Genomic DNA, 23,843 nt, shown 5'->3' with positions numbered 1-23,843 from the left:
CCGATTGCGAAAGCCATCAGCGTTCCGCCAAAACCAATGCCGAACGCCTCTGGCGAAAATCCCCCTGAGACTAAGATGTCTACATAGCCAGCGGCCTCAGGAGGAATCAGGTAGGCCTGTTGCCATCCGTATTGCGAGCAGGACACCGATGCATCCGCGTTGGTGGTCCACTGCATGCACACTTGAACAGCAACGACCGACATACAGGCCCCCTTACTCCGCCAAGCTGGGGTCACGGATGACCTCAGCCATGGCGATGCAGTCGGGGCAGATGACGAGGGCGGGCGCCTTGTTCAGATCGGGCAGCAGGTCGGGCTGGGGGGCGGACTGGTTGTAGAGTTGGCCCATGGGCTGCCCACAGCAGTCGCACAGCACGCGATCAACGATCAGCACGGCGGCGCCCTCCCGTTAGGCCTTGGCCGCGTCCGGCTGGGTGCCGGTCGGCTTGGGCTGTTGTTGGGTGCCTTGCGGGGCAGCAGGCTTGGCGGCCTGGCCTTTCGGGTTCACCGCCTCGATATGCACAGCCAGGTTGTTACCTTTCTGCTTGCCAGCACGCGCCACTTCGAAGGTGATGCGGACCGTTTCGAGCGGGGCAAATTGGGCACCAGAGGCGAACACCTCATCTGCAACGTCGGCAGGCACATCCATGCTCACAATGGACAGGCCGTTTTCGGTGATGCCGTCTGGCTCATCGCCGTAAAACACCTTGACGATTTTTACGTCGGTGCCGTTTTGGTTGAACGCCAGTTTCTGAGTGCCAAGAAATGCAACTTCCATGGTCGAACGTGCCATTTGTGTTTCCTCGCTTAGTTGCGCGTTATTGCGCGGTTTTGCCCTTTTGCAGGCCGAGTTAGCCCAGGCAGAGGAACTTGTTAAGTTCGCCAATGCCAGTATTTACGCGGCTTGCAACGGGTTTGCGTACCTAGTTATACGCTACTGAAAAGCTAAAAAATCACTCTTGAATAAATAACGTGTGCCGCTGCTTATTGAGATAAATAGTGCTGCAATGACACTTTTAATTATTCCGATACTTCAATTTGATTCATGAGTCTGGAGAACACCAAGGGCGTTGCCCTTGTCATCCCACTCTTGCCGCCGAGGGCTCGGGAGCGCGGGGCGGTGGAGCTGCCCCACACTCACGAGCGGAGGCTATTCAGGGTGGTGGGTGTTCAAGGGTTCGCTCTGCCCGTGCTTCCGTTCGCCGGATCGGTGAAGCGTGATCCGACGAGCCGGGAGCGCGGCCCTTGACCTGTTCAGCATCGGAGGCGTTGGCCAGATCGCTGGGGGCGCACTGGTGAACAACCTTGGCCATTGCCTGATAGAAGTAGTCGTCTACCGTCTCCAGCAACTCAACGGCCTGCAACGTGCCAAACACGCAGCCGACGGCAAAACCGATGAAGCCCCAAGGCGCCGAATTCCAGAGCAGGGCAACCAGATAGCGGCCAGCACGGAAGGAGACGGTCATGCGTTCACCCCACCAGCTCGAACGGTTCGCGCAGGGGCACGAAGGGCGTTGGTTTGCCGGTGTCGAGCACAACGCTCCAGTACTTCGGCGGTCGGCTGGACGGCTTGTGTTTCTCGCAGGTATAGGCCGGCGTAACGTGGGTCCGACCATTTACCACGGACCATTGCGCGGGGCGGCAGTCGGTGCATGGTGTGGATCGGCAGGTAGTCGATGGAGACGATGTTGGGAGCGTCGCCCAGTTTCGATTGACGTAGCACACAGAGCAGTCGCAGTTCTCGGGGTGCGGGTGTCGCACGAACGCCATGTACTTGCCCTGGGGATTGCGGGCGAAGCAGCCCGGACAGCCGCACTCCCTGGGGTGTGACAGCAGATATTGGCTCGTGCTGGTCATTGGCCGACACCTCGGGCTTTGCCTGGGCGAAGCTGGCTTGCAGGCGGGTGACAATCTCGGCGTTCAGGGAGCGATTGGCCTGTTCGGCGGCTTGCTCAACCTGAGCGCGGAGGGCTGGCGGCATGCGCAGCTTGAATTGCGGGTCAGTGCGGCTCATTGGTTCACCCCCGCAAACAGCACCACGCGGGTTTTGCCGAGCTTCACGCTCTCGACGGCGCCGGTTCTGATCCAGTGCGCGACTTGCTCGACGGCAACACCGGCCAGGGCGGCGAAGGCGGCTTGCGTATAGAAGGGAGGATTCATGCCGTCCACTCCTGTTCCAGCAGCCAGGTGCGGAGCAGGGCGCTATTGACCATGCGGCGCTTGCCTAGCTTTACGGTGGGGAGAACGCCTTTCATTGCCCAGGCGCGTGCTACGCCGTAGGTCAGGCCGTTGCGGTCGGCCCAGGACTCGACGGTTTCCACGTCCTGTTGCGGGCCTATCAGCTTCGAAGGTTCCAGCTCTTCCAGTTCCATGCTCGTTCCGTCACTATTCGTGCCATTAGGACAAAATGTCCCCTTGATGAATTATTTATCAGCGCAAGGTCATGATGGCTTTTGATGAATTATTTATCAATAAATTATTCATCAATCATAAGAGCTTTTTGGAATGATCGAGGAAAGGCTTAGAACTCTTGTGAGGCACATTGGGGCCACCAAGCTGGCTGAGGCCACTACGATCAAGGAGCGCCAGCGGTGGCAGACCGTTGCGACCAATCGGAAGGTGAAGACCCGGATCGAGGATCTAGAGGAGCTGCTGAAGGTATTCCCTCAGTACGAGCTGTGGCTGTGGAGGGGAGAGGTAGACCCTGCAAAAGGCCAGGTATCGCCAGGATACGAAGAGGCCGATTCAAACTTGCCCAATCAAAACGCGGGATAGCGATTACAACGGAAGTGGCTAGGCGTTGGTATGCCCGAAAGAAGGATTAAGAGCATGGGTGACGAAGGACTAAGAACAGGGCTTGTTTTCATTGATACTTCATCATATGAGAACAAAAATTTTCAATTTGGTCAGCATGTACTAGCAAAGCTAGAAGAGTTTGCAGATAGTCAATATATAAGGGTTTTGTTACCAGATGTAATTGACAAAGAAGTAATGGGGCACATTATTTCGAGAGCTGAAGAGTCGCTAGCGGCAGCAAAAAAAATTAACCGTGACCTAGCTTTTCTAAGTGCATTTGGGGGGCTGCCTCGTGAATTTTCTTCTAAAGGAAGGGATAAGGGGGCCGTCTTAGAACGAGCGATGGCTGCTTATGAAGAATTTAAAGCGACTGAGGAAGTAGAGTTGCTTGAAACTAGTACGGTGGACTCTGGCGCTGTTTTTGATAGGTATTTCTCAAGCAGACCTCCCTTTGGGAGTCCGGGAAAGAAACATGAATTTCCTGATGCCTTTGCTTTGGAGATAGTGCGGGCGACTGCCGAAGCCCGGTCAATGCCAGTTTACGTTGTTAGCTCTGATAAAGATATGGAGCGATACTGCGAGGAATTTCCGGATAGGATGATCTATTTGGAGAGGCTGGATGATTTTATTGGCTTGGTGAATAAGTATGAGGCTGACTTAGCTGAGCCTGCTAGGCTTGCAAGCAAGGCCTTCGAGGCTCTGAAGGATAAAATAACAGAAGCGATAGGCGAGGCCTTGAAGGAAGCGGCATTTAGCTGTAGTGATTTGGAAGAGTTTGAGTATGAGGTTGCTGACGTCGACGCTTTAAGTGTTGCTGTGGAGGCGATTAATATAATCGATTCGGAGAGGGATGGTGCCGAAATAGAACTGACAGTAAAAGTTGATTTTTGTGCTGACTTTACGGTTACCGACTACGATAGTTCCCCTTGGGATCCAGAAGACAAGTGCTACATATATCTTGAGGAATATGAGCTCAGTACTCGCTGCATTGAGGCAATTCAAGTCTATGTCTGTCTTAGATACGAAAATGGGCTTATTGTTAATGCGGAAATTGATGAGTTGTGGCTTGAGGACGCTGCAATAGATCTTTCTTACAAGCCGGTACGTGAACAGATAGCAAATGACGGTCTTGAATGGGATTAATAATAACAAGTTTGTAGGTTAGCCCAAGGAAGAGAAATGAAAAGCGACTGGGACGACGCACCAGACTATCTACGCAGCAAGAAAAAGCCCGGTCCCTGGCGAATGGTTGTCATACTGGGCGTGGGTTCGGCGATTACCTGGGGCGTGATCGCGTTGTTTGCCAAGCCAATCGTGATCAATGTTGACCAGCTCAAGCAGGCGATCCACGTAGACGGCAAACCGCTGTTCAGCCAACAACCGGCGGCACAGCCTTACAGCGAGCCGGAAGAGCCTATAAGCTTGCCATCTATCCCCATCGATCCACCCGCGCAACAGGTTGCATACGAGCCGGTAAACCAGCCTCAGCCATACGCTTCGATGGAGTGGACAGAGGAAGAAAAGGCGAGGGCGATTGCCAGTTCGCGGAACGTGTTCAGTGACAAGAACTACACGCCCAAGCCGCCGGCCAGTACCTACACACCGCCCGCAACCCATCGAATCGCCCAGGCACCCCAGCAAACGCTGCAGCGCCAAGCCAAGCAGGTAAGCCGCGAGCGTACTTCTAAGTGGATCAAGAGCTGGAACGGCGGCACGAACTATTTAGCTGAATGGCTATCGGTGAACAACTACATCGATGGCACCAGCGTTTGCGCCAATCACCGGCGCGGATCTATCAACTACCGCGAATGCCGTAAGGCCGCCAAGCAGCACTTTCACGAAGAGTGCCGAACCTGGCGCGCCCGCTATGACAATGACCGTAAGACAAGCAGTGATCGCATGAAAACGCGCTATTGCTCTGCGGCGAGTAGCTTTAATCCGATGGGGTAGTGGGCTTATTTGCTCCAGGACTTAATGATTTCTTTTGCAGGTATCATGCTGAATACCCACTCTCTTCCTTGTCTTTGTTTTTGAAATAGTTTGTTTTCAACTAGACCATTCAGCGCGCTTGATGCTGTATTGTAAGAACAGCCCAAGTTGTCCTGTACATTTGTCGCGGTAAACTCTCTTGCTCTTCCACTCTTTGCCACTTGAAGTATGACCTTTTGCTTGTCTGAAAGCTTTCCATACAGCCCGGACTCGTAAAGGAATACATTAAATTCAGTCATGTCCTTGAGTGTGTTTTCATAGGCTTTCTTGAATTCGCTGATGGCTCGTATGATGATTCTTGCTTGAAAGTCAAGAAAATAGGTTAAGTCCATTTGGTCTGACTCGGTATACAGGTAGCTTTTGCCATATTGGGCGGGCGCGGACTTAAGTAGTGTGCTTATGGCAATGTATCTGAATGCGGCAAATTCATGCTTAAACATAAGCCAGTAAAAAAGAGACCGCGCTACGCGCCCATTTCCATCTCTGAATGGATGTTCATAGCCAATAGCAAAATGCAGAATGGAGGCCTTTATTAGTGGGTGAATATAGTTATTGCTTGAAATATCAGTATGATTTGAATTAACCCATTCGCATAATTTACTAAGGCGTCTTTCAAGTCCAGCAGCTGGCGGTGGAGTATGCACAATATTTCCGTCGCCATCCTCAACTACAACGTCATCATTAACTCTAAAGGCGCCAGGATAGTAGCGATCATCATCAATACCTTCCACACCCACTTGGTGTAGCTCTGCTATCAAGTCGATTGTCAGTTCTCTGTCTCGGCTTTTCCAGGCGAAGTTCATCATCCTGTAGTTTCCAAGAATCATTTTTTCGTCAGGTGTTCTAGGTGTTCTTTGTCTTTTGAGTAGATCTTTCGCAACCTTGGTGGTTGTGGCTGCGCCTTCCAGCTGACTGCTGCTAATCGCTTCGTCTTCAACGAGGTCTTTGAGTAAGTACTCGATGTGCTTTTGCTCACCAATTTTTGTACTCATCCACTCCAAGGCCGCGGTTGTCGTGTGCCGGTCTGTCTCCGAGATAGCCATTTGCATCGCCGGAGTTAGCAGCATCCTGCAAACCTTTATAGGTTCGCCCAACGAGATAACATCAGATAGCTGCCGGTTTCTAGCAGCCTTGATTACCGACCAAGCTAGAGAGTGGTCCAGGCCAGCAGGCAACCGGAATCTAAGCTTGTCGTAATGGAGGTACCTACCCCGTTGATCTAAAGCATTGGATAGCTCCAGAAACTCTCCCACATGCTCGGGGCAAGTCTTGCTGATGCTCAGGAAGGGGTTAGGAACAAGCTCGGGTGGATACTTGATCATGGTCTTATCTCAAAAAGTCTAGCAATTGAGATGTAGCCTATCATGCCTTCGGATTTTCGTCTCAAAAAGCAGGAAAAATGAGATGTGGTGTTCGTGATGTCGGCGTGAGATGTGTCGAAAAAGTGTCGAAATCATAGAGCCAAATAGCAACGAATCGAGCAGACGGGCAGGGCGTAAGCCCCGTATTGAGCGGGGTTGGCACGGATTGACACGCTACCGAAACGGGTTCGAATCTCTTCTTCACCGCCACTTTCGCAATACCTAAAGCCCTGAAAGCTAACAAGTTTTCGGGGCTTTTTGCTTTTGCTCTTCCCCTCCGATCTATCTCAAGCCTGACCCAGCCTAGAGGATCGTCTTCCATCGCCTGTATTCCGCCCTCACTGCATCCCTGATGCAGCCATTGGCAATATCCATGGTCACTATCGAGAGCACTGATTTCTGTCTGGCGAGGCATCGGCCTACTGTTGAGCCCAACAGAGATTGAGTTGGATTGGAGGTCATGATGTCCCGTATCGATGTGGTTTCCCTGGTTGGTAGTGCCGTACCGGCTGAGCTCAGGTCCGATGGTCATATGGCGTGCTGGCTGGTGATGGTAGATGGTCAGCCCAAAGCCGGCCCTTTCGCTTCTCGTGAGGCTGCGCTGGCTTGCCAGGCGGTCTGGCTGCTCAGTAGCGCTATTCGCCGTGAGGGCGACTCGCTGCTGGCCTGATTCACTGTTTACCCCGCGCTCGCTCCAGCGCTCCCCTTGGCCCGCCTCTGGCGGGCTTTTTCTTGCGCGCCGGTTAGAATGGCGATCATTTTTCTGAAGGGGCGCCGTGTGGCCAGGTGGGACATCTTCTGCAGCGTGGTGGACAACTACGGTGATATCGGCGTGACCTGGCGGCTGGCCCGGCAACTGGCGGCCGAGCAGGGGCATGCGCTGCGCCTGTGGGTCGATGATCTGGGGGCATTCGTGCGCTTGTGTCCTGACGCAAGTGCCAGTGTCGAGAGCCAGCATTGCTCTGGTGTCGAGGTGCGCCAATGGCGTGAGCCGTTCCCCCTGGTCGAGCCAGCCGAGGTGGTGATCGAGGCTTTCGCCTGCCAGTTGCCGCCGTCGTATATAGACGCGATGGTTGCCAGCGGTAGCCGCCGTTTGTGGCTGAACCTGGAGTATCTCAGCGCCGAGGATTGGGTCGCCGGCTGTCATGGCTTGCCATCGCCGCAGCCTGGAGGCTTGCAGAAGTTCTTCTTCTTTCCGGGGTTCGTCGAGGGCACGGGCGGTTTGCTGCGCGAGGCTGATCTGCTGACACAGCGACGCGCCTTTCAGGCGGATGTGCAGGCGCAGCGGGCTTTTTTGCAGTCACTCGGCGTGGCGCGTGAAGCAGGAGCGCGGCTGATTTCGCTGTTCGCTTATGAGAATGCCGGCCTGGCCGGTTGGCTGGATGCGCTTGCGGCCGACGCGCAATCGACTCAGTTGCTGGTGCCGCAGGGCAAGATTCTCGCTGACCTGCAGCTCTGGCTGGGGGGCGCGCCTTTGGTGCCAGGGGATCAGCGGTGCTGCGGCAAGCTGCTGATCCATGTGTTGCCTTTCGTGGCCCAGGATGACTACGACCGCCTGCTGTGGTGCTGCGACTTCAATGCGGTGCGTGGTGAGGATTCCTTCATCCGTGCGCAATGGGCGGGGCGGCCGATGCTCTGGCACATCTACCCGCAGGAGGAGGGGGCGCATAGGGACAAACTCGAGGCGTTTCTGGCGATTTATAACGCCGGTCTGGCGCCTGAGGTGGCTGCCGGTCAAGTCGAGTTGTGGCGGGCATGGAATGCCGGCGAAGGGATGGAAATGGCCTGGCTTGGGCTACTTAACGTCTGGCCGGCAGTGCAGCGACATGCCGAACAATGGTGTGATGATCAGGCCGCCCGGCCGGATCTTGCCATGGCGCTGGAACAGTTTTACCGAAATTGGCTATCATACGCGGCCTAGATTTCTGTACCTCCCGCATATTTCGGATATCCGCATGAAAACTGCACAAGAAATGAGAGTCAACAGCGTGGCCCTTATCGATGGCCAGCCGTGGCTGATCCAGAAGGCCGAGTTCACCAAGTCCGGTCGTAACAGCGCCATCGTCAAGATGAAGCTGAAGAATCTGCTCAACGGCTCCAAGACCGAGACCGTCTACAAAGCCGACGACAAGATGGAGCCGGTGATTCTCGAGCGCAAGGAAGTGAACCTGTCCTACATCAGCGGTGAGGACTATGTGTTCATGGATCCGGAGTACAACTCTTACGAGCTGCGTTCCGAAGATCTGGAAAGCGTTCTGCCGTTCATCGAAGAAGGCATGAGCGACGTCTGCGAAGCCGTGTTCTTCGAAGGCAAAGTGATCTCCGTTGACCTGCCGACCACCATCGTGCGTCAGGTTGTCTACACCGAGAACGCTGCTCGTGGCGACACCTCCGGTAAGGTGATGAAGCCTGCCAAGCTGCGCAACGGTACCGAGATCAAGGTTGCCGAGTTCGTCGACATCGACGACTGGATCGAGATCGATACCCGTGACGGTTCCTACAAGGGCCGCACCCAGGCTCCGGCCTGAGCGTAAGCTGCACGAGAAACCCGGCCTAGTCGCCGGGTTTTTTGTGCCTGATTTTCAGGGCGCTATCGCGGCTGAAGCCGCCCCCACACAAGCCTTACTGCTGCGGGATGGCCAGGCTGGCTTGCAGTGCCTGGTCCCAGGGCGGCGGAAAGCCGAAGCGCTGCTTGAGAAAGCTCAGCAGCAAGCGTGTACGCGGGCTGGCTTCGCGCTCCAGGCGCAAGGCGTAGATGCTCACTGGCTCAACGGGCGGCAGGCCCTGTTCGCAGAACAGCGGGATCAGCTCGCCGCGTTGCAGGTGCTCGCTGCTCATCCAGGTGGGCAGATGCGCCACGCCAAGGCCGGCGAGGGCACTGAACAGCAGAGTTTCGGCGTTGTTGCTGGTCTGACGCAGGCGTTTGGGCTTGCACTGCTGCAGCTTGCCATCGACTTCGAAGCGCCAGGCGTAGGGAGGCGCCAGGCTATCCCAGTCGAGGCCGTCGTGTTGCTCCAGCTCCAGCGGGCTGCGTGGGATGCCGCGTCGGCGCAGGTAGTCCGGACTGGCGCAGACGATGCGGGTCATGGATGCCAGAGGCGTGGCCACCAGGCGGCTGTCCGGCAGGGGGCCGATACGCACGACGATATCCACTTCACCCAGGTGTTCGCCTTGCAGGTCGATGAAGCTGTCGATCAAGCGCAGTTGTACGTCCAGGCCGGGGTTGGCGCGCAAGAACTCGGCAATCGCCGGGCCCAGATGGCGCCTGCCGAAAGGCGAGGGCGCATCGATTCGGATCAGGCCTTCTGGTGCGCTGCTCAGTGAGACGGCCTCGGCGCGCGCCAGGTGCAACTCGGCGAGGATGCGCCGGGCGCGTTCGGCAAACGCCAGGCCGGCCGGAGTGACGCGCACTGCATGAGTAGTGCGACTGAACAGGCTGCTGCCCATGGCGCGCTCCAGGGCGTCGATGCGTCGTGCCACTGCCGAGGGCGTGAGCGGATGGCGCCTGGCCGCTGCAGAGAAGCTGCCGGTTTCCAAAACGTCGAGAAAGAGTTCCAGTTGGGCGGTCAGGGTATCGGGGTTCATGGCAGGACTGCTTGTGCGATGTAAGCAAAGCCATTGTGCGTTGCTATGCGTTTCCGCGCTAGCCACGACTGATTAACATGCGCCTACTGTCTGGAGGCGCAATGAATCTGTTCGACCTGTTGCTGAATCTGTTGCTGGGCCTTGGCCTGGGAACGCTGGGTGGTTTGTTCGGCATCGGCGGTGGCCTGATCGCCATTCCTGTGCTGGGCATTGTCTTCGGGCTCGACCAACAGCTTGCTCAGGGGACTGCACTGGTGATGGTGGTGCCGAACGTGATGTTGGCGATCTGGCGTTACCATCAACGCAATCGCATCGATTTGCGCTATGCCCTGCTACTCGGCGTTACCAGCTTCTTCTGTGCCTGGTTGGCGTCGCTGTATGCGGTGGAGATGGATTCGCGCACGATGCGCTGGGCCTTCGTCGGTTTCCTGCTGGCACTGGCTGCCTACAATCTGGTGCGCATGCTGATGGCTCAGACGCCGGCCAGCGGCGAGCTGCATTATCACTGGGGCTGGTTTGGCGTGCTGGGCGGTGTGTCCGGTGCCATGGGCGGCCTGTTCGGGGTGGGTGGAGCAGTGGTGGCGACGCCAGTGCTGACCAGTGTGTTCGGCACCACTCAGGTGGTGGCGCAAGGGCTCTCGCTTTCGCTAGCGTTGCCCAGCACCGGGGTTACGCTGTTTACCTATGCGTTGCACGATCACGTCAACTGGTGGATGGGCGTACCGCTGGCAGTGGGTGGCTTGCTCAGCATCAGTTGGGGTGTGCGTCTGGCGCATTCGTTGCCGGAGCGCCTGCTACGCAGCCTGTTCTGCGGTTTCCTGCTGCTCTGTGCGCTGATGTTGGCGCTGGAGTCGAGCGGCAGCTTATAAGCGAAAACCTTCGATGATGTGATTGGCCAGGCACTCGGTTACGGGTGACTGGCTGCTTTCGTTGCGTAACAGCACGATGCTGGTCAGCGGTAGCAGGGGCAGGCCTTCGGCTTCACCGAGGATGCGCAGGTCAGGGGTGATCAGGCTTTGCAACTGCGCAGTGACGGCCAGGCCGGCACGCACCACCGCGAAGATCGCCGACAGGCTGGGGCTGGTGTAGGCGATGCGGTAGGGGCGGCTCATCGCATCCAACGCGTTGCAGGCCCATTCACGGCAGAAGCAGTCTGCGTTGAACATGGCCAGCGGCATGGGGTTCTGCTCGTGCGGGCAGAAGCCTTGGGCCACGGCCCAGGCGAAGCGCTCCTGGCGCAGCAGTTGGCCGATCTCCTTGCCGGGCTGGCGGGTGACGATGGTCAGGTCCAGATCCTGGCGCAGCAGCAACTGCCCTGACGGCTCGCAATGTACCTCCACCTGCACCAGCGGATAGGCCTGGGCGAAGCGCGAGAGAATCTCCGGCAGAAAGCGCATCACGTAGTCGTCCGGCGTGCCGATGCGCACGGCACCGACCATATGCGGTTCGCGCAGCGTGTTGAGCACCTCGCCATGCAGCTTGAGAATGCGCCGCGCATAGCCCAGCAGCACCTGGCCCTCGGGCGTCAGCCGCACCTGGCGGCCGTCGCGCTCGAACAGCGGACGCTGCACCACGTCCTCCTCCAGCCGCTTCATCTGCATGCTCACGGCCGACTGGGTGCGATTGACCGTTTCTGCGGCGCGGGTAAAACCGCCGGTGTCGGCGATGGCAACGAAGCTGCGCAGCAATTCGGTATCAATACTGGGGTGGAAGGCCATTCATCAATCCTCGAGATGGATGCCATAAGAAACATTCGTTGGATTGATCTTAAGCGCGACCCGACACTGACGCCAACCCCACAGGGAGGGCGAAAAGATGAAAGGTCAGAAAGGTTATGCGTTGGCTCAGGCCATCCACTTCGAACGGTTGCCGTCGCTGGGCGGTGTATGGCGTATGCTGCGGCGCTGGCGTCAACTGGCTCGCGAGCGGGCACAGCTGGCGCAACTGAATGATGCTGCATTGAAGGACCTGGGACTGTCCCGAGCCGATGCGCTGCAGGAGGCCGAACGGCCGTTCTGGGATGACCCGTTGAGAAAGTGAGTGACACATGACAGGAGTTACTGAATGACCGCGGTACGCAAGGGCGCCGATTTTTTCCTGTTCCAGTTGATGCTGCTGCTGTGCGCCATCTGGGGCAGCCAGCAGGTGGCGATCAAGCTGGCGGCGGATGATATCGCGCCCATGCTTCAGGTGGCCTTGCGCTCAGGTATTGCCGCACTGCTGGTCGGCCTGCTGTTGCTGTGGCAGCGCGGTTGGCGTGAGTGGGTCAGTTCAACTTGGCTGGCTGGGGTTCTGGCCGGCGTATTGTTCGCGCTGGAGTTCTTCTTTATCGCGCTGGGCCTGCGCTACACCACGGCTTCGCATATGGCGGTGTTTCTTTACACGGCACCGATTTTCTCGGCGCTGGGCCTGCATCTGCTGTTACCTAGCGAGCGCTTGCGTCGCCTGCAGTGGCTGGGGATCGCGCTGTGTTTCGGCGGTGTGGTGATGGCCTTCGGCGTAGGTGGTAGTTGGGCCGAGATCGATCGCAGTATGCTGCTCGGCGATGTACTGGGGCTATGTGCAGGCATGGCCTGGGGCGCTACCACGGTCGTCGTGCGGGGTTCGCGTCTGTCCGAGGCGCCGCCCGGGCTGACTTTGTTCTATCAACTGGCGGTGGCGTTCGTGCTGCTGCTGGCCTATGCACTGATAGTGGTGGACCTGTCCCAACTGCGCTGGACGCCTGTGGCCATCGCCAGCATCCTGCTGCAGGGCGTGGTGGTGTCGTTCTTCACCTACCTGACCTGGTTCTGGCTGCTGCGCCGCTACCTGGCCTCGAACATGGCGGTGTTCTCCTTCATGACCCCACTGTTTGGCGTCAGCTTTGGCGTGTTGGTGCTGGATGAGCCACTGACCCTCAATTTCATCATCGGCGCCGCACTGGTGCTGTCGGGCATCACCCTGGTCAGCAGCGAGGCCTGGTTGCGTCGCCGTCTGGCCGGCTGGCGAGGCTTGCCGCAGCAACCCTGACGCAAGGAGGCTGGAAATTGTCTGCTTATCACCTGGCTCAACTGAATATTGCCTGGATGAAGGCGCCGCTGGAGTCACCAGAGATGGCTGACTTCGTCGCCAATCTGGAGCGTATCAACGCCCTGGCCGAAGGTTCGCCCGGTTATGTCTGGCGTTTGCAGGACGAGGCGGGCGACGCCACGGCGATCCGCCCGTTCGGGGACGACGTGCTGGTCAATATGTCGCTCTGGCAGGACGTGCAGTCGCTCAGCGATTACGTCTACAAATCGGCGCATACCGAGATGCTCAAGCGCCGTCGCGAATGGTTCGAACGCGTCGAGCAGGCGCATCAGGTGCTGTGGTGGGTGCCGGCGGGTCACCGCCCAGGTGTGAGCGAGGCCGCTGAGCGCCTGGCTCATCTGCGTGAGCATGGCGCGACGGCGCAGGCCTTTACCTTCCGTCATGCGTTCGCGGCGCCAGCCTGATAGGCTGAGTCGCCATGACGCTCTCACTTTCTCTCGCTGAAGCTCGCCGCCTGGCCCTGGCTGCCCAGGGCTTCGGGCGTACGCCACGTGGCGCCATCGCCCACAGGCAACTGCAGGCACAGATCGAACGCCTGGGCGTGTTGCAGATCGACTCGGTCAACGCCCTGGTGCGTTCGCACTACCTGCCGGTTTTTTCCCGGCTCGGTCATTACCAGGCCGAGCACCTCGATGAACTTGCTTGGGGTCGCGCGCGGCGCAGGCGCCTGTTCGAGTACTGGGGGCACGAGGCCTCGCTGTTGCCGCTGGAGCTCTACCCCTTGCTGCGTTGGCGTATGCACCGGGCCGCGGATGGGCAGGGCATCTACAGCCAACTGGCGAAGTTCGGCGTCGAGCGTCGCGATGTTTTGGACAGTGTGCTGCAAGCCGTGCGCGAGCGTGGTGCGCTGGGCGCCGGCAGCCTTTCCTCGCGCACCGAGAAGGCTGGCCCCTGGTGGGACTGGAGCGCGGAAAAGACGGCGCTGGAATGGCTGTTCGCCGCCGGCGAGGTGACGGTTGCCGGGCGGCGTGGCTTCGAACGGCTGTACGACCTGCCGGAGCGGGTCATTCCCAGGGATGTGCTGAACCACCCGGAGCTTGATGAGGCCGAAGCGCAGCGCCGCCTGTTGCTGCGTTCGGCTGATGCCCTGGGCGTAGCGAGCGAGCGCGATTTGCGCGACTACTACCGGCTGGACGTCAGTGACAGCAAGCGCCGTATCGCCGAACTGGTGGAGGCGGGCGAGTTGTTGCCCGTCACGGTGCAGGGCTGGCGGCAGGCGGCCTATTGTCGAAACGAGCCGCGCATCCCCCGGCGTGTGCGCCACAGTGCATTGCTGTCGCCGTTCGATTCGTTGATCTGGGAGCGCGAGCGCACCGAGCGGTTGTTCGGCTTTCGCTATCGGTTGGAGATCTACACCCCGCAGGCCAAGCGCGTGTACGGTTACTACGTGCTGCCGTTTCTGCATCACGAACGCCTGCTGGCGCGGGTGGACCTGCGCAGCGAGCGCGCAGCCGGGCGTTTGGCAGTGCATGCCGTGCATTTGGAAGAGGCAGTTTTAAGCGAGGAGGCACGCCAGGCACTGGGCGATTCGCTGCGTGCGCTGGCCCATTGGTTGGGCCTGGATGAGGTGTGGTTGGCGCCGAGCGTCAGCCTGCGCGGCGTGCTCGATTAGCCGCCGTTTTCCAGCAGGAACTTCAGTTCCTCCACGCGCTGGATGTTCAGCTCCATCGGGCAGGTGTAGTACATCGGTGAGCCGATACGCTTGCCCTGCAGGTCGCACTGGCCGTTGCGGTAAACCAACCAGGCCTTTTGCGCCGTTTCCAGTTGTTCGGCGTCCTGCGGCGCGTCGTCCTGCAGTTTGAGGAACAGCTGCTGGTAGACGCGGTTCATCTCCTTCTTCACTGTTTCCGATACACCTTCGGCGCAGCCGGCGACGCTAGCGTTGTTGATCATCCCGCTGGCGTCCAAGCAGGCCTGGTACTGCTTGTCGTAATCGCCCCATGCGCCGAGCGGCAGCAGCAGAGTGAGCGGCAGCAAGCCGTTACGCAGTATCGACATGGCAATCTCCCAATGAGACAGGGGCTGCACTGCAGCCCCTGGACATCACCTTTACTTGGTCGCTAGGCGGGTACGCATGTTGGCGGCGCGGTCGCTGGAGCCCGGGTGCGAGGAGAACATGCTGCTTTCGCCGCCGCCCAGCTGGGCCAGCTTCTCGAACGCGGTGACCAGGCCATCCCGCGGGATGTTGCGTTGGGTCAGCAGGTCGAAGGAGAAGTTGTCGGCGGCGTTTTCCTGGCTTTGCGAGAACTGCGCATTGACCAGCTGTTCGCCCAGGGCGCCGAGCTGCGAGGCTGACAGGGCTGCGACGGTGCCGTTGCCCGACGCAGCTGCGGCGTTGCGCGCGGCAGTGGTGGCATAGGCGGTCTGCATGGCTTTCTTGCTGTGGCCGAGTGCGACATGGCCGATCTCGTGGCCGAGTACGCCTTCCACTTCGTTGTCGGTCATCAGGTCCATCAGACCGCTGTAGACGCGCACGCAACCGTTGGCCATGGCCCAGGCGTTGACTTCGTCGGCCTGGTAAACCTTGTAGGTGATCGGCGTGCCGTTGATCTGATGGCCGAGGTTGTTGGCGATCTTGTCCAGACGCTTGCTGTACGGGCTATTCGGGCCGGCGATGTTGGCTTCGGCATCCATTTCGGCGCATGCCTGGTCGGACATGCTGCGTACTTCGGCGTCGCTGAGGGTCGCCGCTTGTACGGCCATCAGCCCGGATTGCAGCATGGCGTCGGGAGACATGTTCTGGCAGCCGGTCAGCAGTGCAGCGCTGGACAGGGCGAAAGCGGAGAGGGTGGTGCGCAGTTGCATGGTTCATCGTCCTTGTTGGGGGGTGTTGGCCGCGAGTCCTTTTCGGCTGGGTGTTGCTTTGACACCTGTGCGGTGCTCGCGACGGGGCGACATTATGCCGGATAGCGCACAGAAGATGTGCGAGCCGGTTCGCGCCCTGGCCAGTGGCCAGGGCTTGAATGGTCAGCGGCGTACCTGCTTCAGCGTCTCGGCAATCATGAAGGCCAGCTCCAGGGACTGGTCAGCGTTCATGCGCGGGTCACAGTGGGTGTGGTAACGGTCGGACAGGCCGTCCTCGGTGATCGGGCGCGAGCCGCCGATGCACTCGGTGACGTTCTGCCCGGTCATCTCGATATGGATACCGCCGGCGTAGGTGCCTTCGGCCTGATGCACGGCAAAGAACTGCCGGACTTCGCTGAGAATCTGCGCGAAGTCGCGGGTCTTGTAGCCACTGCTGGCCTTGATGGTGTTGCCGTGCATCGGGTCGGAGCTCCACAGCACCTGACGACCCTCTTCCTTGACCTTGCGCAGCAGGCGCGGGAAGTGCGCTTCGACCTTGTCTGCGCCCATGCGCACGATCAGGTTGAGGCGACCCGGATCGTTGTCCGGGTTGAGCGTGTCGATCAGGCGGATCAGCTCGTCCGGGTCCATGCTCGGGCCGGCCTTGACGCCGATGGGGTTCTCGATGCCGCGCATGAACTCGATATGCGCGCCGTCCAGCTGGCGGGTGCGGTCGCCGATCCACAGCATGTGCGCGGAGCAGTCATACCAGCGGCCGGTGAGGCTGTCGCGGCGGACGAAGGCTTCTTCGTAGTTCAGCAACAACGCCTCGTGAGCGGTGAAGAAGCTGGTTTCACGCAACTGCGGGGCGCTGTCCATGCCCACGGCGCGCATGAAGGCCAGGGTTTCGTCGATGCGGCCGGCGAGTTGATGGTACTTCTCGGCCAGCGCCGAGTTGGCGATGAAATCGAGGTTCCATTGGTGCACCTGGTGCAGGTCGGCAAAACCGCCCTGAGCGAAGGCGCGCAGCAGGTTGAGGCTGGCGGTGGCCTGGTGATAGGCCTGCATCAGGCGCTCGGGATCGGGCACGCGGCTGGCAGCGTCGAAACCGATGCCGTTGACGATATCGCCCCGGTAAGCGGGCAGGGTGACGCCATCGATGGTTTCGCTGCCGGACGAGCGCGGCTTGGCGAACTGGCCAGCCATGCGCCCAACCTTGACCACCGGGCAGCCGGCAGCGAAGGTCATGACGATGGCCATCTGCAGCAGCACCTTGAAGGTGTCGCGGATTTTCGCGGCGGAAAACTCGGCGAAGCTCTCGGCGCAGTCGCCGCCCTGCAGCAGGAAAGCGCGGCCCTGGGTGACCTCGGCGAACTGGCGACGCAGCTCGCGTGCCTCGCCGGCGAACACCAGCGGCGGGTAGCCGGCCAGGGTTTGCTCGACGCGGGTCAAATGCGCGGCATCAGGGTATTCAGGCTGCTGCTGGATGGGCTTGGCCCTCCAGCTTTCGGGGCTCCAGGCGTTCGACATGCTGCGTCTCTAGCGGTTGATCAGGCGGAGGCGCATGGTAACCGATAAGCCCTGCGGCTCGTACGTGTATCGCCAACGCTGCGGCTCATGACGCCGGGGCCGGTTCGAATGCCCGCGCAGGCAGCGTGCGCGGCGATACATCACGCGCTGGCAGGAAGCGTCCATAGCGCTGCGCCTTGCCCAGGTCATATGGGTATTCCTGGCCGCGTCGATAGGCGATACGACCGTTGATAAGTGTCAGCGCGACCGCTGCATCGTTGCGCTTGACCACCCGCACCAGGCCGAGCACCTCCATCGGCGCTTCGTGCAGTTCATCCAGCGTATCGTCGAGTCCAGCGGGATCAATCAGCACCAGGTCGGCACGATCACCGACGCGCAGGTAGCCGGCATCGACGCCGATGAAGTCGGCCAGCTCGCCGCTGCAGCGGCGCACGGCCTTGCCCAGTTCCATGAACGACTCGCCGGCCAGCTCCGCATCACGCACGTACTTGAGAAAACGCAGCGGGAAGTTGTACTGGGCAATGGAGCGCAGGTGCGCGCCGGAGTCGGCGAAGCCAGGGTGCGTCCAAGGGCTGGCCAGCAGCTTGCGCATGACAGGTTCGCGCTGGTTGCCGTAGCAGGTCGTCCATTTCAGCGCCTCGCGGTACTGGCAGGCCAGTTCGAAGTAGGCGTCTACCGCATCCAGGCCGCGCGCCTGGCCCAGTTGCTTGAAGTTCTTGCCCACCAGGCTGGCGTCCGGGCATTCGGTCACCCAGCAGTCGGAGAAGTCGCGGTGCCACAGGCCCTTGGTCAGCACGGCCTTTACCTGCTTCTTGAACAGGGCGCGGAACGCCGGCTCCTTGACCTTGGCGTAGAGCTCGTCCGGGTCCTTGATGTTGCGCAGGATCTCGCCGGCACCGAATTCCTCGAAGGCATTCACGTTGAGCCCTTCCAGACGCAGGGTGAAGGGCGCCGGCAGGGTCTGCCAGCGGAAGTGGCCGCGCAGTACCCTGTTCGCCAACCAGCCGGAAAGGCGGGTGAAACGGTGCAGCAGCGGCTGTGACTTGAGATCCAGCGCCGTGAGCATGGTGCATTTCAGCGGTTTCCTGAACCAGCCATGGGCCTGCCAGAGGAAGGCGAACACGTTGACCTTGGTCACCGCGTTCGGCGCGCCCTGCAGCACGGCGCCGCGCCGGCGCAGCACGGCGAACAAGCGAGAGAATTCCTTCCAGTTGGCGAAGGTCGACGGCAACGGGCTGGACCAGGCGCGGTCACCGTCCATCTTGTCCAGCCGCGTGGTCATCACCGACAGGCCGATGCAGCCAGCGTCCAGCGCCTCTTCGAGCAGTTGCTCCATGCGCGCGAGTTCGGCGTCGCTCGGCGTCACCCGGCTGGTGGCGCGCTCCAGGCCCATCACCGCCACGCGCAGTTCGGAATGGCCGAGGAAGGAATTGACGTTCGGCCCCAGCGGCAACTGGTCGTAGAAGGCGCGATAACCCGCGGCGTCGCGCCAGGTTTTCTTTTCCTTGAGGATCGGCAGCACGTACTCGCGCGGCACCGCTTCGACGCGGGTGAACAGGTCGGAGCAGTCCTCGGCGTCGGCCAGCACCATGCTGATGGAGCAGGAGCCAATGGTCACGCTGGTGACGCCATGGCGCACCGACTCCTTCAGTGCGGGTGCGGCGATCACCTCGGCATCGTAGTGCGAGTGGATCTCCAGGAAGCCGGGGGTGAGCCACTGGCCTTTGGCGTCGATCACCTCGGGGCAACCGGCCTCGGCCAGCGGGCTGAGGCTGAGTACCTCGACCTTGCCGTCACGGATACCGATATGGCGGATTGCGCCCGGCGCGCCGGTGCCGTCGAAGTACAGGCCGTTGTTGATGATGATGTCGTAGCTCATGGCAGTCTCCAGGGCGCCAGCAGCAGAATGCCGGTGACCAACAGCAGGATGTAGATGGCGAGGCGGAAATGACGCTCGTCGAAGCGTCGATGCAGGCGTTCGCCCAGCCACACACCGAGCAGCAGAAGCGGGGCGTAGGTGAGCACCTGAGGCAATGCCGGCAGCAGGCGGCCGTCGAGCAGAAAGGCGAGGGTAAGCAGGCTGTTGAGGGTGAACCAGACCGTGACCAGAGTGGCGCGCAGCCGCGCTTTGTCCAGTTGGGTGCCAGCCAGGCCGTACACCAGCAGCGGACCACCCGAGGCGAACAGGCCATGACTGAGGCCGGCGGCGATGGTAATGACGCGAGTCAGCCAGGCCGGGCGTTGTGGCGGTGCGCTCGCCCGGCGCAGGCGCCATAGTTCGCGGCCGGCGAACCAGACGATCAGCGCACCGAAGCCGACCTTCAGCGCCTGGGTGTCCAGATAAGGCAGCAGCCAATAGCCGAGTAACGTGCCGATGAGCATGCCGGGCAACAGGGTGCCAAGCAGCAGGCGGCGGTCGATCTGCTGCCAGTGGCGATGCACCAGGTAGCCGGTCATGCAGATGTTCAGTGGCACCAGGATCGGCAGCAATTGATCGATGGGCAGCAGCAATGCACCCAGCGACAGAGCGATGACCACGCTGCCAAAGCCGGTGACGGCCTCCAGGGTGTAGGCCAGCAGAATGAAGCCGCCGAGGGCGTAGGGCGCCAGGGCCATCAGCTGATCTCCCCGGCGAAACGCTGGCTCATCTTGCGGTGGTACAGCGCCGGCGCCAGGCGCCAGAGCAGGCTCGCCAGCCAGCTGCCACGATCAGGGAACAGGCGTTCGCGGCGCTGCTGCAGTGCCTCGAGAATCAGGCTTGCCATCCAGTCGGCGCTGCGAATTCTGCCGATGGTCGAGCGAGCATGGCCGGCCGGTTTGCCATCGCCGCCCAGGGCATTGCGGTCGATGGGGGTATCGAGAAAGCTCGGATAGACCATCAGCAGACCGATGTCGTCACGGGCGATCTCGGCGCGCAGCACCTCGAAGGCCTGGCCCAGAGCGCTTTTCGCGGCGCAGTAACCGGCGCGGCCGAGCACCGGCATCCAGCCGGCCATGGAGCCGATGGCGACCACCTGGCCGCGGCTTTCACGCAGCAGCGGCAGGGCGGCCAGGGTCAGTTCCAGCGGTGCGTGATAGTCCACCGCCATGACCTTGCGAAATACCGCGGGATCGGTGCGCAGCGTGGGCGAGCGGTGGGTGATGCCGGCGTTGTTGATCAGCACGTCCAACCGGCCGAAGCGCTGCTGGCAGCCGTCGAGCAGGCGTGCATGCAACTCGGGGTCGGTGATGTCGCCAGCAAGGGCCAGTACGCGCTCACTGCCCAGTTCATCGGCGCGAGCCGCGAGACCGCTGGCATCGATATCGGTGAGCAGCAGGGCATCGCCACGTGCGTGACAGGCGCGCGCCAGTTGCCAGCCGAGGCCGCTGGCGGCGCCAGTGATCAGGATCACGCGCATCATCGCTCTCCTGTGCTGGACAAAGGTCTCAGCACGGCGTCGGTCTCAGGTGGCCTGCGTGACCACAGCCAGGCCAGGCTGAGGCCGGACACCAGATGCCAGCAACCCCAGAACGCAGCAATCAGCAACATGCCGCTGGCCTGCGGGAAGAAGGTGAAGATGATCACCAGACCCAGCGCCGAATTCTGGATACCCACCTCCAGCGTCAGGGCGCGGCGGTCGGCCACCGGCAGCCCGCTCAGGCGTGCGCTGAGGTAGCCAATGCTCAGCGCCAGGGCGTTGTGCGCCACCACCAGCCAGAAGAACAGATGGAAATGCCGAGTGAACTGCTCGAGGTTGCGGCTGAACGCCAGTGCGACGAAACCGAGCATTACCAGCAAGGCGAACAGGCGCAGGGGCTTTTCCACTTTCAGCGTCAGTTGCGGGAAGCGTCGGCCGATCCACATGCCTGCCAGCAGAGGCAAACCGAGCACCAGCAGTACGACCAGCAGCAAGCTCAGCGGGTCCAGTTCGATCTGCGTCAGCAACGGCCGCGTGTGTGGATTGAGCCAGGCGTACAGGGCGAAGTTGAGCGGTGTCAGCACGCTGGCGACGACGCTGGAAACGGCGGTCATGCTCACTGACAGCGCGACGTTGCCGCGCGCCATCCAGGTCATGATGTTGGAGAAACTGCCGCCTGGGCAGGCGGCGATCAGGGTCATGCCCAGGGCCAGTTGCGGCTCGATGGCCAGGGCCCAGCAGGCCAGGCAGGTCAACGCCGGCAGCAGCACGAACTGCGCCAGCATGCCAATCACTGGTGCCTTGGGCGCGCGGGCGATACGGCGGAAATCCTCGGCACGCAGATCCAGGGACACGCCGAACATCATCAGGGCGACAATCAGGTTGATCAGCACCAGGCTGCTGGGGTCGAAGGCGATATTGATCGAGTCCATGCTCATGCCTCCTGCGCGGCGAGTACGCCGTCGTTGGTCAGCTCACGCTGCAGCGCGGCGCTGTGTTCGGCGATGCGTCTACGATAGCTGTCCTTGTGCACGTAGTAGGCCATGCGCTCCAGCTGCAGGTACCGATAACCGCCATCCAGGCGCTGGCTGGCCTGGGCGCGAATGGTCTGGCGCAGAGCCAGGGCCGCAGGACTGGCCGCCTGCAACTGACGGATATACAGCGCCACCAGCTGCGCCTGCTCGTCACGCCCCTGCCAGCCCAGGCCGGAGGCCTCGACCATGCCGAGCATGAACAGGTCGTCGTGCTCGGGGTGGAAGACATTGAGGTACAGCTGGGGTGCACCGGCCTCTTGTGGCCAGTTCAATTCGTCGCGGGCAATGAAGGGATAGTCGAGTTTGTAGCCGGTGGCCATGAGGATCAGGTCGTACTCGGCCTGTTCGCCATTGGCGAAGGTCACGCTTTGCCCGCTCACTGCGGCGATGTCGCCGCGGGGGCGGATATCGCCGTGGCCGATATGGTGCAGCACCAGCGAGTTCATCACCGGGTGCGATTCGTACAGGCGGTAGTCCGGGTCGGGCAGGCCGTATTGCGAGGGCTTGCCGACCAGGGCGCGCACCAGCAGGCCGTCGACCAGTTGCTTGAGCCTGCGCGGCAGCTTGATCGCACCGCCAAAGGTATCAGTGGGCTTGCCGAGGATGAACTTGGGCAGGAAGTGGTAGCCCCGGCGTACCGAGAGATCCACCGAGGTGGCGCGATGTACGGCGTCGACGGCGATGTCGCAGGCCGAGTTACCGCAGCCGACCACCAGCACCCGTTTGCCGGCGAAGATATCGGCGCTCTTGTAAGTATTTGAGTGCAGCAGCTCGCCGCTGAAATCGCCAGGCAGGCGCGGCAGGTTGGGCGTATGCAGGGTGCCGTTGGCGATCAGCACACCGTCGAAGCGCCATTCGCGTTGCTCACCGTTGCGCTCGCTGATCAGCTTCCAGCCCTGATCCAGGCGCTGCAGCTGCACCACGCGGGTGTCGAACTGGTAATGCTCGTACAGACGAAACTGCCGGGCATAGTCGCGAAAGTAGCGGCGCATTTCGCTCTGGTGCGGGTAGGGCGCCACCTCGGCACGCATCGGGAACTCGCGAAACTCGGTGGTGCCCTTGGAGGAAATCAGATGCGCCGAGTGGTACATGCTGCTGTGCGGGTTGTCGATGTCCCACAGGCCGCCAACGTCGCTGTGTAGTTCGAAGCCGACGAAATCGATGCCGTGTTTCTTCAATTGTCGGGCCGTGCACAGGCCCATGGGGCCGGCACCTATGATGGCGTACATGACGAACCTCGTTATTGTTATGAGTAGCTGCGCAAGTGTTGGAATTATTGCGTGACCAGGGGCAGCGCCTTCAATGACAATCGGCGCCTTTAGCCCGGCTCTTGTGGTACGGGATGTCACTGTGGGAGAGGTATCGATGCCAGGGTTGCCACCAGACGACGAATTGCAGCAGCAGGACGAGGTGCTGCTGGCCGAGGTGCGTGATGCCTTCGGAGTGATCCGTGTGGTGCAGATCGGCGCCTACCGCTTTCTCGAGTTCGGTGATGCCATCGAGCAGAGTTGCGTGTTCCAGGGCGATCCCAGCTGGCTGGAGTACGACTACACCCGCGCCATGCTGTTAGGCGCGCTGTGCCACGACGCGCCGGAAACGGCGCTGTTCCTCGGTCTTGGCGCCGGCAACCTGACCCAGGCCTGCCTGAAGTTCCTGCCGCTGGAGGACGTCGAGGCCATCGAACTGCGCCCGGACGTACCGCGCCTGGCCATGGAATTTCTCGGCCTGGACGATGACCCACGGCTGACCATTCGCATCGGCGATGCCACCGAATTGCTGGACAGCGCGGAAACCGCTGACCTGATCTTTCTTGATCTGTACACCGACCAGGGGCCGGGCGTCGGGCATCTGGCCTGGCGGTTTCTCGAGCGCTGCCGCGAAAAACTCAACCCGGGCGGCTGGCTGATCATCAACCAATGGGCAGGCAATGACGGCAAGCCGCTTGGCGCGGCACTGCTGCGCGGCCTCTATCACCGGCACTATTGGGAGTGCCCGGTGAAGGAGGGCAACGTGGTGCTGCTGATCCCCGCCGAACTCGAACAGCGCTTGAACATGGGGCGCCTGCAGATGCGTGCTGGCGAGCTGGCGCCACGCCTGGGGTACTCGCTACAACCGCTGATCGAAGCGCTGCGCCCGGCCACTTGATGCGCCGTTGAGCGGTTGGATGCGTGCCAATAGATAAAAACCAGCACCCGAGTCAGGATTTTCCGGTATAGTTCGCGCCGGCCAATTTTCTGGCCACGTTCAGGTAGTGCAACTCGCCCGGGAAATTAACACCCGGCAGCCAGTCCCCAGCGG

General features: G+C 60.6%; 30 protein-coding genes and 1 pseudogene. 12 read left to right on the top strand and 19 right to left on the bottom strand.

The features are described from left to right. The 8 genes and pseudogenes from BM059_RS25480 to BM059_RS08420 all read right to left on the bottom strand — a co-directional run. Positions 1 to 203 (bottom strand): hypothetical protein (locus BM059_RS25480; RefSeq protein WP_083413251.1); only part of this gene is annotated, 203 nt, incomplete at its 3' end. Positions 204 to 213: 10 nt separating this feature from the next. Continuing rightward, entirely contained in the window at positions 214 to 393 is a 180-nt protein-coding gene (locus BM059_RS08440) for a hypothetical protein (RefSeq protein WP_074937956.1), read from the bottom strand. Positions 394 to 408: 15 nt separating this feature from the next. Next, positions 409 to 792, bottom strand: coding sequence for a hypothetical protein (locus BM059_RS08435; RefSeq protein ID WP_074937954.1), 384 nt, complete (start codon positions 790 to 792; stop codon positions 409 to 411). A 361-nt stretch (positions 793 to 1,153) separates the two neighbouring features. Then, entirely contained in the window at positions 1,154 to 1,465 is a 312-nt protein-coding gene (locus tag BM059_RS08430; RefSeq protein ID WP_074937952.1) for a hypothetical protein, read from the bottom strand. A gap of 4 nt (positions 1,466 to 1,469) precedes the next feature. After that, entirely contained in the window at positions 1,470 to 1,769 is a 300-nt protein-coding gene (gene pflM, locus BM059_RS25600; RefSeq protein ID WP_244154395.1) for a lysogeny maintenance protein PflM, read from the bottom strand. 121 nt (positions 1,770 to 1,890) lie between these two features. After that, positions 1,891 to 2,013 (bottom strand): annotated as a pseudogene (locus BM059_RS25725) (Arc family DNA-binding protein); the annotation flags it as partial. After that, complete coding sequence (locus BM059_RS25375) at positions 2,010 to 2,159, bottom strand: hypothetical protein (protein WP_167364564.1); 150 nt, start codon at positions 2,157 to 2,159, stop codon at positions 2,010 to 2,012. The pseudogene BM059_RS25725 and the gene BM059_RS25375, both read right to left, overlap by 4 nt. Beyond that, positions 2,156 to 2,371 carry a DNA-binding protein gene (locus BM059_RS08420; RefSeq protein ID WP_074937947.1) on the bottom strand — a complete coding sequence of 72 codons (216 nt, stop codon included), beginning with the start codon at positions 2,369 to 2,371 and terminating at the stop codon, positions 2,156 to 2,158. The genes BM059_RS25375 and BM059_RS08420 overlap by 4 nt, the downstream gene beginning before the upstream one ends. A 133-nt stretch (positions 2,372 to 2,504) precedes the next feature. On the opposite strand from BM059_RS08420, the gene BM059_RS08415 reads away from it, so the two are divergent. Genes BM059_RS08415 through BM059_RS08405 form a run of 3 tightly spaced genes read left to right on the top strand, consistent with a single transcriptional unit; the run spans position 2,505 to position 4,745 of the window. After that, positions 2,505 to 2,774 (top strand): DNA-binding protein, encoded by a 270-nt coding sequence (locus BM059_RS08415; protein ID WP_074937945.1) that lies wholly within the window; start codon positions 2,505 to 2,507, stop codon positions 2,772 to 2,774. A gap of 54 nt (positions 2,775 to 2,828) precedes the next feature. Next, positions 2,829 to 3,938, top strand: coding sequence for a PIN domain-containing protein (locus BM059_RS08410; protein WP_139220713.1), 1,110 nt, complete (start codon positions 2,829 to 2,831; stop codon positions 3,936 to 3,938). A gap of 36 nt (positions 3,939 to 3,974) precedes the next feature. After that, the gene (locus tag BM059_RS08405) at positions 3,975 to 4,745 is read left to right on the top strand and encodes a hypothetical protein (protein ID WP_074937941.1); all 771 of its coding nucleotides are present in this window, start codon (positions 3,975 to 3,977) and stop codon (positions 4,743 to 4,745) included. A 5-nt stretch (positions 4,746 to 4,750) separates the two neighbouring features. Here BM059_RS08405 and BM059_RS08400 read toward each other — a convergent pair whose 3' ends face one another. Continuing rightward, positions 4,751 to 6,106, bottom strand: coding sequence for a Fic family protein (locus tag BM059_RS08400; protein WP_074937939.1), 1,356 nt, complete (start codon positions 6,104 to 6,106; stop codon positions 4,751 to 4,753). A 502-nt stretch (positions 6,107 to 6,608) separates the two neighbouring features. Here BM059_RS08400 and BM059_RS08395 point away from each other — a divergent pair. From BM059_RS08395 to efp, 3 genes are all read left to right on the top strand, one after another. Next, a complete protein-coding gene (locus BM059_RS08395; RefSeq protein WP_017676961.1) occupies positions 6,609 to 6,815 on the top strand; it encodes a hypothetical protein in 207 nt (68 codons plus the stop codon). Between the two features lie 108 nt (positions 6,816 to 6,923). After that, positions 6,924 to 8,066, top strand: coding sequence for an elongation factor P maturation arginine rhamnosyltransferase EarP (gene earP, locus BM059_RS08390; protein ID WP_083413250.1), 1,143 nt, complete (start codon positions 6,924 to 6,926; stop codon positions 8,064 to 8,066). 34 nt (positions 8,067 to 8,100) lie between these two features. After that, a complete protein-coding gene (gene efp, locus BM059_RS08385; RefSeq protein ID WP_003460252.1) occupies positions 8,101 to 8,673 on the top strand; it encodes an elongation factor P in 573 nt (190 codons plus the stop codon). Between the two features lie 94 nt (positions 8,674 to 8,767). Here the strand turns inward: efp and BM059_RS08380 are convergent, their stop codons facing one another. Further along, positions 8,768 to 9,730 carry a LysR family transcriptional regulator gene (locus BM059_RS08380; RefSeq protein WP_074937935.1) on the bottom strand — a complete coding sequence of 321 codons (963 nt, stop codon included), beginning with the start codon at positions 9,728 to 9,730 and terminating at the stop codon, positions 8,768 to 8,770. A gap of 101 nt (positions 9,731 to 9,831) precedes the next feature. Here BM059_RS08380 and BM059_RS08375 point away from each other — a divergent pair, with 101 nt between their 5' ends. Beyond that, on the top strand, positions 9,832 to 10,599 hold the full coding sequence (locus BM059_RS08375) for a sulfite exporter TauE/SafE family protein (RefSeq protein ID WP_074937933.1): 768 nt from the start codon (positions 9,832 to 9,834) through the stop codon (positions 10,597 to 10,599). Here BM059_RS08375 and BM059_RS08370 read toward each other — a convergent pair. Beyond that, positions 10,594 to 11,448, bottom strand: a complete 855-nt coding sequence (locus BM059_RS08370) for a LysR family transcriptional regulator (protein ID WP_074937931.1) — start codon at positions 11,446 to 11,448, stop codon at positions 10,594 to 10,596. The genes BM059_RS08375 and BM059_RS08370 overlap by 6 nt on opposite strands. 97 nt (positions 11,449 to 11,545) lie before the next feature. Between BM059_RS08370 and BM059_RS08365 the strand changes: the two genes are divergently transcribed. Genes BM059_RS08365 through BM059_RS08350 form a run of 4 tightly spaced genes read left to right on the top strand, consistent with a single transcriptional unit; the run spans position 11,546 to position 14,411 of the window. Next, positions 11,546 to 11,770, top strand: coding sequence for a DUF1127 domain-containing protein (locus BM059_RS08365; protein ID WP_074937929.1), 225 nt, complete (start codon positions 11,546 to 11,548; stop codon positions 11,768 to 11,770). 24 nt (positions 11,771 to 11,794) lie between these two features. Continuing rightward, positions 11,795 to 12,739 carry a DMT family transporter gene (locus tag BM059_RS08360; RefSeq protein ID WP_074937927.1) on the top strand — a complete coding sequence of 315 codons (945 nt, stop codon included), beginning with the start codon at positions 11,795 to 11,797 and terminating at the stop codon, positions 12,737 to 12,739. Between the two features lie 17 nt (positions 12,740 to 12,756). After that, positions 12,757 to 13,203 (top strand): DUF3291 domain-containing protein, encoded by a 447-nt coding sequence (locus tag BM059_RS08355; protein WP_074937925.1) that lies wholly within the window; start codon positions 12,757 to 12,759, stop codon positions 13,201 to 13,203. 14 nt (positions 13,204 to 13,217) lie between these two features. Continuing rightward, entirely contained in the window at positions 13,218 to 14,411 is a 1,194-nt protein-coding gene (locus tag BM059_RS08350; protein WP_074937923.1) for a winged helix-turn-helix domain-containing protein, read from the top strand. Here the strand turns inward: BM059_RS08350 and BM059_RS08345 are convergent. From BM059_RS08345 to BM059_RS08310, 8 genes are all read right to left on the bottom strand, one after another. Next, entirely contained in the window at positions 14,408 to 14,797 is a 390-nt protein-coding gene (locus BM059_RS08345; RefSeq protein ID WP_074937921.1) for a lysozyme inhibitor LprI family protein, read from the bottom strand. The genes BM059_RS08350 and BM059_RS08345 overlap by 4 nt on opposite strands. A gap of 51 nt (positions 14,798 to 14,848) precedes the next feature. After that, positions 14,849 to 15,604 carry a metalloprotease LoiP gene (loiP, locus tag BM059_RS08340; RefSeq protein WP_074937919.1) on the bottom strand — a complete coding sequence of 252 codons (756 nt, stop codon included), beginning with the start codon at positions 15,602 to 15,604 and terminating at the stop codon, positions 14,849 to 14,851. Positions 15,605 to 15,766: 162 nt separating this feature from the next. Further along, positions 15,767 to 17,113 carry a class II 3-deoxy-7-phosphoheptulonate synthase gene (locus BM059_RS08335; RefSeq protein WP_074937917.1) on the bottom strand — a complete coding sequence of 449 codons (1,347 nt, stop codon included), beginning with the start codon at positions 17,111 to 17,113 and terminating at the stop codon, positions 15,767 to 15,769. An 85-nt stretch (positions 17,114 to 17,198) separates the two neighbouring features. Then, positions 17,199 to 18,992, bottom strand: coding sequence for an N-acyl-D-amino-acid deacylase family protein (locus tag BM059_RS08330; RefSeq protein WP_074937914.1), 1,794 nt, complete (start codon positions 18,990 to 18,992; stop codon positions 17,199 to 17,201). Beyond that, positions 18,989 to 19,729 (bottom strand): sulfite exporter TauE/SafE family protein, encoded by a 741-nt coding sequence (locus BM059_RS08325; RefSeq protein WP_074937912.1) that lies wholly within the window; start codon positions 19,727 to 19,729, stop codon positions 18,989 to 18,991. Before BM059_RS08325 ends, BM059_RS08330 begins: the two co-directional genes overlap by 4 nt. Next, positions 19,729 to 20,511 (bottom strand): SDR family NAD(P)-dependent oxidoreductase, encoded by a 783-nt coding sequence (locus tag BM059_RS08320; protein WP_074937911.1) that lies wholly within the window; start codon positions 20,509 to 20,511, stop codon positions 19,729 to 19,731. Before BM059_RS08320 ends, BM059_RS08325 begins: the two co-directional genes overlap by 1 nt. Then, complete coding sequence (locus BM059_RS08315) at positions 20,511 to 21,443, bottom strand: bile acid:sodium symporter family protein (protein WP_394327997.1); 933 nt, start codon at positions 21,441 to 21,443, stop codon at positions 20,511 to 20,513. The genes BM059_RS08320 and BM059_RS08315 overlap by 1 nt, the downstream gene beginning before the upstream one ends. Positions 21,444 to 21,445: 2 nt before the next feature. Next, positions 21,446 to 22,774 (bottom strand): flavin-containing monooxygenase, encoded by a 1,329-nt coding sequence (locus BM059_RS08310; protein ID WP_074937906.1) that lies wholly within the window; start codon positions 22,772 to 22,774, stop codon positions 21,446 to 21,448. Positions 22,775 to 22,910: 136 nt separating this feature from the next. On the opposite strand from BM059_RS08310, the gene BM059_RS08305 reads away from it, so the two are divergent. After that, positions 22,911 to 23,690, top strand: a complete 780-nt coding sequence (locus BM059_RS08305) for a spermidine synthase (protein WP_036999610.1) — start codon at positions 22,911 to 22,913, stop codon at positions 23,688 to 23,690. Positions 23,691 to 23,843 lie beyond the last annotated feature (153 nt).

This window comes from Ectopseudomonas composti (assembly GCF_900115475.1).
Lineage (GTDB): Bacteria > Pseudomonadota > Gammaproteobacteria > Pseudomonadales > Pseudomonadaceae > Aquipseudomonas > Aquipseudomonas composti.
This window is presented reverse-complemented; position numbering and strand designations above follow the sequence as displayed.